A 7,860-nucleotide genomic window follows, 5' to 3' on the forward strand; every position below is an offset into this window, starting at 1 on the left:
CGTCGTTCACGACGACGCTGAAGAGGGAGACGGCGACCCTGTTCTCCCGGAGCTCGGGGAAGCCGCCGGGCTTGCGCCCGTCGGAGAAGGCGATGATCGCGCCCTTCTCCTTCCCGGTCTGGGCGAGTTCCCGGATCCCGGCGGTCGAGCCGTGCACGTCCACGGCCACCGTGGAGCCCTCGCAGTCCTCCTCGTACTGCTTCGCCGCCGCCCGCAGGGCGGGCGCGAAGGCCGTCGAGCCGGTGAGGGTGAGGGTGCCCCGGGCGCAGCCGATGGGCGGCGGCGAAGCAGTACGAGGAGGACTGCGAGGGCTCCACGGTGGCCGTGGACGTGCACGGCTCGACCGCCGGGATCCGGGAACTCGCCCAGACCGGGAAGGAGAAGGGCGCGATCATCGCCTTCTCCGACGGGCGCAAGCCCGGCGGCTTCCCCGAGCTCCGGGAGAACAGGGTCGCCGTCTCCCTCTTCAGCGTCGTCGTGAACGACGGGATACCCCTCGACGACCTCACCCTCGACCAGATCCGCCGCGTCTACCGGGGCGAGATCCGCAACTGGGGCGAGCTCGTCCCCGGCCTCGACCAGCCGGTCCTCCTCATCAGCCGCGACGCCAACTCCGGTACCCGGCAGGTCTTCCAGCGCCGGGTCCTCCACCGCAACGAGCCCGCCAACTCCTCCCAGGACTGCCAGACCTCCGACGACCCCGAGTCGAAGGTCGTCCGCTGCGAACTCGACTCCACCGAGCAGGTCCTCGCCACCGTCGCCAAGCTCCCCGGCGCCCTCGGCTACTCCGAACTCCGCGCCACCGACGGGCGCAAGGGCCTGCACCGGGTGGCCGTCGACGGGCGGCGGCCCGTCGTGGACGAGATCGGCGCGTCCCCCTACCCCTACCGGGAGATCGAGTACGCCTACACCTGGGGCCTGCCCCGGACCGGCTCCCTGACCTCCAGCTTCCTCACGTACCTCCGGTCGGGGCGCGGCCAGGACGTCATCGGCGCGCACGGGCACCTGCCCTGCGCGACCCCGAAGGGCCTGAAGGTCTGCGGGGAGGACTGATGCGGGAATTGCGGGTCTGGCATGCTCCTGTGGCGTGGAGTCATTGCACGCGGAAGATCCGGTCAGCGTCGGCCCGTTCCGTCTGATCGGCCGCCTCGGGGTCGGTGGGATGGGCCGGGTGTTCCTGGCGCGCTCGGCCGGCGGGCGGACCGTCGCGGTCAAGGTGGTGCACGCGGAGCTGGCCGCCCAGGACGAGTTCCGGCGCCGGTTCGCGCGCGAGGTCGCCGCCCTGGAACGGGTCGGCGGCACCGGCACCGCGCCCGTCCTCGGCTCGGACACCACCGCCGAATCGCCGTGGGTCGCCATCGGCTACGTACCGGGTCCCTCGCTGCGGACCGTCGTCGGCGACGAGTTCGGGCCGCTGCCGCCCGCGACCGTACGGGCCCTGGCCTCCGGACTCGCCCGCGCCCTCGACCACATCCACGCCGCCGGACTCGTCCACCGCGACCTCAAGCCGTCCAACGTGCTCCTCACCGTCGACGGGCCGCGGATCATCGACTTCGGCATCGCCCGCGCCGTCGACCACGTCGCCGAAGGCGGCAACCTGACCACCACCGGGGCCGTCGTCGGCTCCCCCGGCTTCATGTCGCCCGAACAGGTCCGCGGCGACCAGGTCTCGCCCGCGTCGGACGTCTTCTGCCTCGGTTCCGTGCTCGCGTACGCGGCGACCGGCCGCGCTCCCTTCGGTACGGCGGACAGCGGCGTCCACGCCACGATGTTCCGCATCGCCCACGACGAGCCCGATCTGACGGACCTCCCGCCCGAGCTCTCCGGACTCATCCGGGCCTGCCTCGCCAAGGACCCGGCGGCCCGGCCCACGGCCACCGAGATCGTCGAGACGCTCCCGGTCGCGGACCCGTGGCTCCCGGCGGACGTCCTGGCGCGGTTGGGGCGGCACGCGGCGCAGCTCCTCGAGGCGGAGGGGAGCTGTGCTCCTCCTCCGCCTCCTCCTCCGGTCTCCGAGACTCCCCCGCCGGCCACGGGGGCGACTTCCCCCACCGCACCCGCCGCGCCCCGGCGCCGGGGCCGTACCGCGCTGCTCGCCGCCGTCACGGCGCTCGTCGTGGTGGCCGCGGCCGGCGTCGCGTACACGTACTGGCCGAAGAGCGGCGGCACCACGGGCGGCGGGGGCAAGAACGGCACCGCCGGCCCGACCCGCCCCGCCGCCGGGATCGTCCCCGCCGCCTTCCTCGGCGCCTGGGAAGGGGTCCTCAAGGGCAAGGCGGACGCCCCGTACGAGACCAGCCGGATCGAGATCACCCAGGGCGCGGCGGGCGCCAAGGCCGCCGTCTACACCCACGTCACCGGGGAACAGCTCTGCATCGGCCGGGCCACCCTGATCTCCGCCACCGACAGCGAACTCGTCCTCGGCGAGGCCGAGATCACCGAGAGCGTGCCCGCCCAGCGCTGCACCCCGGCCGCCCGCCAGACCCTCACGCTGCGCTCGACCGACGTCGTCGAATGGGGCTCCGGCGTCGCCAAGGCCACCTTCCAGCGGGTCAAGGCCGGTGCGGACGTCGTCCCCGCCGCGTACGTCGGCAGGTGGAAGCAGGCGCCGGACACGGTGACCCAGCCCGACCCCGACCGCTGGACCTACGAGGTCACCATCACCCAGGGCCCGGTCGGCGCCCCGCTCGTCCGCTTCGAGCAGGCGTACCCGCGCACGGACGACGAGGGGAACCTGCTCTCCGACACCGTCCGCTGCGCGACCACCGCCGTCGTCGGCGGCGCGGGCTCGCTCCTCGTCATCGGCCCGGAGACCCGCGACCCGGACACCTGGGACCCGGACTGCGTCGAGAACGGCTCCAGCAACCTGCGGATCGTCCGGTACCAGGGCAAGGACCGGCTCCAGTCCTACGGGATGAGCGCGGACGGGGAGCCGGCGGAGTTCGCCCGGGACTAACGACCGGAGTTCGCCCGGAACCGGCGACCGGAGTTCGCCCGGGACTGACGGGCGCTACCGTCCGAGGAGTTCGAGCGCGGCCCGGACGGAGTCGAGGAGGGGCTGGCCGATCGCGCCGACGGTCACGGCCAGGTCCCGCAGCAGGACGAGCCCGCCGCGCCGTGCCTGCGGCACCGCGAGGCCGGCCGAAGCCCCGTCGAGCCGCTCGGCGACCTCGGGCTCCACCTGACCGCGCAGCTCCTCGATGCGCGCCAGCACGTCCGCCAGGGCGCGCTCCAGGTCCGGCGAGGCGTGGTGGTGGACGATGCCCTGGTTGCCGCTGCCGCCGTGCATGTTGACGACGTCGCCGTAGAAGTTGTCCCCGGCCATCACTTCATCACTCCCGTGTTGCCGCTGCCGCCGTACATGTTCACGGAGTCCCCGAAGAAGTAGTTGCCGTAGTTGGTGATCGCCAGCGTCCCCACGGTGGCGCGGAACTCCGCGTCCGGCTTGTCGATCGCCTCGGCGATCGAGCGGACGAGCTGGTTCAGGTACTCGCGCTTCCCGGTCACCAGGGCCGTGGACCGCCCGTTGGTCTCGATGGCGAGGACGTCGTGGGACCCGGCGAAGGCCACGGAGGCCATGTCGCCGAAGAAGTAGATCAACAGGGCCACGGTGATGAAGATGGCGAACCCGATGAAGCCGTCGGACTCGCTGCTGCTCGATCCGTACGAATCGTACGAACGCGGCGAGAACTCGTCCGCGAGGTACATGAGGATCAGGAGGACGGCGATCGTGATCCCGCCGCGCTTCAGGAACCGGGCGACGGCCTCCCCGCGCCGGGGCCGGAGCACGAAGGTGTGGACGCGGACGATGTTCTCCAGCGGATAGGCGCCCCCGTGCACCCAGAGCAGCCGCTTGCTGATGACCAGCCCGGGACCGCCGGGCGGCGGCGGGGCCGCCGGCCTTTCCGGTGGCGGCGCGGATGACTGTACCGACGGATGGGTCGATGGCTGCGCCGGCGGCTGGGCCGGCGGCTGGGCCGGCTTCGGTGGCGGCGTTTCGTTCGTTCCCATGCATCCCCCCGAGGTGGAACGGCTACGACGTGCCCCTCATTACGCAGCCGAACCACCTGCCCCACAAGTCGAGTTCAGGCCTCCTGGGGTACGACTTCGGCCGCCGCCCGTGCGTAGTCGTGGACCAGGAGGCGGGTGTCGTCGGCGCGCCAGGCGAGGGCGAAGCGGGTCGGGGAGACGCCGTCGACGGGGCGGACGACGACGCCGCCGCGGGTGAGCAGCGGGGCGTTGCCCTCGGCGACCAGGCAGATGCCGAGGCCGTCGACGAGGGCTTCGTACGTCTCGTCGGTGGAGCCGATCTCGGCGCCGATCCGGGCCGGGCGGCCGTCCCGCGCGTCCAGGGCCAGCCAGTGGTCGCGGAGTTCGGGGGCGACGTCCCCGGGCAGCGCGAGGAAGGGATCGTCGAGGAGGTCGGCGAACGCGATCCGGTCGCGGCCGGCCAGCGGGTGCCGCTCGGACAGGGCGATCAGGCGGGGCTCGGTGGCGACGACGACCCAGCGGTAGCGCTCGGCGTCGACCAGCGGGAGCCAGACGAACGCCAGGTCGCTGGTGCGGTCGGCGAGCCCGGCGGTCGGGTCGTCCCAGCCGATCTGGCGCAGCCGGAGCCGGGCCGCGGGGTGCTTCCCGGTGAAGCGGGAGCGGATCGCGGGCAGCAGGCCGCCCCGGCCGGGGCTGGTCGACATGCCGATGACGAGGGCGGCCTCCCGCGCGGCCCGGGCGGCGCGCACCGCGCCCGCGGCCTCCGCCCACGCGGCGAGCACCGCGCGGGCGTGCGGCAGCAGCGCCGTACCGACCTCGGTCAGGCGGACGCCCTGCCGGTCGCGGTCGAAGAGGGGGGCGCCGAGCTGCCGCTCCAGGACCCGGATCTGCTTGCTGAGCGCGGGCTGCGAGACGTAAAGACGCTCGGCGGCCCGCGTGAAGTGGAGCTCCTCGGCGACCGCGAGGAAGTACCGCAGATCCCGCCCGTGCACGTCCGTGATGGTCATGACCATGGGCTATCACGACAGATCTTGGACGGACAACGTCCCGCTGTCCCAAGCTTGTTGGGACAGAGAGAAACAGAGACAGCAGAGGGAACACGCACATGAGCAAGGTCTGGCTGATCACGGGTGCGAACAGCGGCTTCGGGCGCGCCTTCACCGAGGCGGCGGTCGCCGCCGGGGACGTCGTGGTCGCCGCCGCGCGCCGCGCGGGCACCCTGGACGACCTGGTCGCCACCCACCCCGACCAGGTCCACGCCGTCACCCTGGACGTCACCGACCTGGCCGCCGTCGACCGCGTGGTGGCCGAGGTCGCCGAGCGGCACGGCCGCATCGACGTCCTGGTCAACAACGCGGGCCGCACCCACGTCGGGTCGGTCGAGGAGACCACCGACGAGGAGCTCCGCTCCCTCTTCGACGTGCACGTCTTCGGCCCCGCCGCCCTCACCCGCGCCGTCCTGCCCCACATGCGGGCCCGCCGCTCGGGCGCGATCGTGCAGGTCAGCAGCATGGGCGGGCAGATGTCGCTGCCCGGCTTCGGCGCCTACAGCGCGACCAAGTTCGCCCTGGAGGGCCTCTCCGAGGCGCTCGCCACCGAGGTCCGCCCGCTCGGCATCGACGTCCTCGTCGTCGAGCCCGGCGCCTTCCGCACCAGCCTCCTCGGCTCGGGCGGCGTCAGCGGCGGCGGCATCGAGGACTACGCCGACACCGTCGGCGCCACCCGCGCGTACGTCGAGACCGGCGGCGGCACCGAGGAGGGCGACCCGGCCAAGGCCGCCGCGGCCGTCCTCGCCGCCCTGAACGCCGACGAGACCCCGCTCCGCCTCGCCCTCGGCTCCGACTCGATCGACGCGATCCACGCCCACCTCGACCAGGTCCGGGCGGACCTGAACGCGTGGGACAAGGTCGGCCGGGACACGAAGCTGGACGGCTGACGGAGACGCGGAAGGGCCCGCACCCCGGTGAACCGGGGTGCGGGCCCTTCCGTACGTGCTCCTAGAGGAAGGAGTTGATCTCGATCGTCTCCGTGCGGCCGGGGCCGACGCCGATCGCGGAGATCGGGGCGCCCGACATCTCCTCCAGGGCCTTCACGTACGCCTGCGCGTTCTTCGGGAGGTCCGCGAAGGTCTTGGCCTTCGTGATGTCCTCCGACCAGCCCGGCAGCATCTCGTAGATCGGCTTCGCGTGGTGGAAGTCGGTCTGCGAGTACGGCAGCTCCTCGACGCGCTTGCCGTCGATCTCGTACGCGACGCAGACCGGGATCTGCTCCCAGCCCGTCAGCACGTCGAGCTTGGTGAGGAAGAAGTCCGTCAGGCCGTTGACCCGGGTCGCGTAGCGCGCGATGACCGCGTCGAACCAGCCGCAGCGGCGGTCACGGCCGGTGGTGACACCGCGCTCGCCGCCGATGCGCCGCAGCGCCTCGCCGTCCGCGTCGAAGAGCTCCGTCGGGAACGGGCCGGCGCCGACGCGGGTCGTGTACGCCTTCAGGATGCCGATGACGCGGGAGATCTTCGTCGGGCCCACGCCCGCGCCCGTGCAGGCGCCGCCCGCGGTCGGGTTCGAGGAGGTGACGAAGGGGTACGTGCCGTGGTCGACGTCGAGCAGGGTGCCCTGGCCGCCCTCGAACAGCACGACCTTGTCCTCGTCGAGCGCGTTGTTGAGGATCAGGGTGGTGTCCGCGACGTACGGCTTGATCTGCTCCGCGTACTGGAGCATCTCCTCGACGATCTGCGCGGCGTCGATGGCACGGCGGTTGTACAGCTTGGCGAGGAGCTGGTTCTTGCCCTCCAGCGCCGCCTCGACCTTCTGCTGCAGGATCGACTCGTCGTACAGGTCCTGGACCCGGATGCCGACGCGGTTGATCTTGTCGGCGTAGGTCGGGCCGATGCCGCGGCCCGTGGTGCCGATCTTGCGCTTGCCGAGGAACCGTTCCGTCACCTTGTCGAGGGTGACGTTGTACGGGGTGATCAGGTGGGCGTTGCCGCTGATCAGGAGCTTCGACGTGTCGACGCCGCGCTCGTTCAGTCCGCTCAGCTCGGAGAGCAGGACCGCCGGGTCGACGACGACACCGTTTCCGATCACCGGGGTGCACCCCGGGGAGAGGATTCCGGAAGGGAGGAGGTGGAGCGCGTACTTCTGGTCGCCTACGACGACCGTGTGGCCGGCATTGTTGCCGCCCTGGTAACGCACCACGTAGTCCACGGATCCACCGAGCAGGTCGGTGGCCTTTCCCTTGCCCTCGTCACCCCACTGAGCACCGAGCAGCACAAGTGCGGGCACAGGCGTACACCCCTTCCGGGTGGGGCATGTCCAAGGTCAGGGGGCGTACGCCGCCTCACCGGTGTGCCCCGGAATAGACGAAGCCCCTGGCGCAATAGCGCAAGGGGCTCTTGCACAAAGATGCTACCCGAGGAAGGACCGAGGTGTCGGATCACGACCAGCTGCTGGTCATCGTCGACCCGGTCGCCCGCCGAAGTGACGGCGAGTCCGTACGGATCGCGAAAGATGTACTGTCCGCAGGCGCTGAGGCGAAGATCTGCCTGCCGGACGGCCCCGAGGAATTCTCCCGGGCCCTGGCCCGCCGCGGCTCCCGGCGGCCCGTCGTGCTCGGCGACGACCGCGCACTGCTGCGTACGGTGGCCCTGCTGCACCGCGAGCGGGAGCTCGCCGACGGGGCCCTCTCGCTCGTCCCGATCGGCGCCCCGGACGCCCTGGAGGTGGCCCACGCGCTCGGCGTGCCGCGCTCCACGCCGGCGGCGGCCCGGGTGGCCCTGCACGGGGCCGTACGCCGCCTCGACCTGCTCGTCGACGACAGCGACGGGGACGGGCACGCCCGGGACGAGGAGGTCGCCGAGGACGACCCCGTCGC

The 7,860-nt window shown here is 72.4% G+C and carries 7 protein-coding genes and 2 pseudogenes; 4 read left to right on the forward strand and 5 right to left on the reverse strand.

The genetic code is table 11. The features are described 5' to 3' along the window. The coding region (locus CCN56_RS24455; protein ID WP_179199973.1) for a substrate-binding domain-containing protein at positions 1–274 on the reverse strand (274 nt) is incomplete at its 3' end. 8 nt (positions 275–282) lie between these two features. On the opposite strand from CCN56_RS24455, the pseudogene CCN56_RS24460 reads away from it, so the two are divergent. Both CCN56_RS24460 and CCN56_RS24465 read left to right on the forward strand, forming a co-directional pair. Then, positions 283–1,053, forward strand: a pseudogene (locus CCN56_RS24460) (substrate-binding domain-containing protein); the annotation flags it as partial. 34 nt (positions 1,054–1,087) lie between these two features. After that, the gene (locus CCN56_RS24465; protein WP_086830032.1) at positions 1,088–2,956 is read left to right on the forward strand and encodes a serine/threonine-protein kinase; all 1,869 of its coding nucleotides are present in this window, start codon (positions 1,088–1,090) and stop codon (positions 2,954–2,956) included. A 54-nt stretch (positions 2,957–3,010) separates the two neighbouring features. On the opposite strand, the gene CCN56_RS24470 is transcribed toward CCN56_RS24465, so the two are convergent. From CCN56_RS24470 to CCN56_RS24480, 3 genes are all read right to left on the reverse strand, one after another. Then, entirely contained in the window at positions 3,011–3,325 is a 315-nt protein-coding gene (locus CCN56_RS24470; protein ID WP_086830034.1) for a hypothetical protein, read from the reverse strand. Next, a complete protein-coding gene (locus CCN56_RS24475; RefSeq protein WP_086830039.1) occupies positions 3,325–3,867 on the reverse strand; it encodes a DUF6232 family protein in 543 nt (180 codons plus the stop codon). Before CCN56_RS24475 ends, CCN56_RS24470 begins: the two co-directional genes overlap by 1 nt. Positions 3,868–4,085: 218 nt before the next feature. Then, positions 4,086–5,003, reverse strand: a complete 918-nt coding sequence (locus CCN56_RS24480) for a LysR family transcriptional regulator (RefSeq protein WP_373412896.1) — start codon at positions 5,001–5,003, stop codon at positions 4,086–4,088. 92 nt (positions 5,004–5,095) lie between these two features. Between CCN56_RS24480 and CCN56_RS24485 the strand changes: the two genes are divergently transcribed. Next, a complete protein-coding gene (locus CCN56_RS24485) occupies positions 5,096–5,926 on the forward strand; it encodes an oxidoreductase (RefSeq protein WP_086830036.1) in 831 nt (276 codons plus the stop codon). Between the two features lie 61 nt (positions 5,927–5,987). Here the strand turns inward: CCN56_RS24485 and CCN56_RS24490 are convergent, their stop codons facing one another. Further along, a complete protein-coding gene (locus tag CCN56_RS24490) occupies positions 5,988–7,271 on the reverse strand; it encodes an adenylosuccinate synthase (RefSeq protein ID WP_086830037.1) in 1,284 nt (427 codons plus the stop codon). A 110-nt stretch (positions 7,272–7,381) separates the two neighbouring features. Here CCN56_RS24490 and CCN56_RS24495 point away from each other — a divergent pair. Further along, positions 7,382–7,860: pseudogene (locus CCN56_RS24495) on the forward strand (diacylglycerol kinase); the annotation flags it as partial.

It is taken from the genome of Streptomyces sp. NRRL B-24572 (genome assembly GCF_002156145.1).
Taxonomy (GTDB): domain Bacteria; phylum Actinomycetota; class Actinomycetes; order Streptomycetales; family Streptomycetaceae; genus Streptomyces; species Streptomyces vietnamensis.

Excerpts from the sequence above, each read along its gene's own strand:
- CCN56_RS24470 (WP_086830034.1), bottom strand. The coding sequence starts at position 3,325 with ATGGCCGGGGACAACTTCTACGGCGACGTCGTCAACATGCACGGCGGC.
- CCN56_RS24480 (WP_373412896.1), bottom strand. The coding sequence starts at position 5,003 with ATGGTCATGACCATCACGGACGTGCACGGGCGGGATCTGCGGTACTTC.
- CCN56_RS24485 (WP_086830036.1), top strand. The coding sequence starts at position 5,096 with ATGAGCAAGGTCTGGCTGATCACGGGTGCGAACAGCGGCTTCGGGCGC.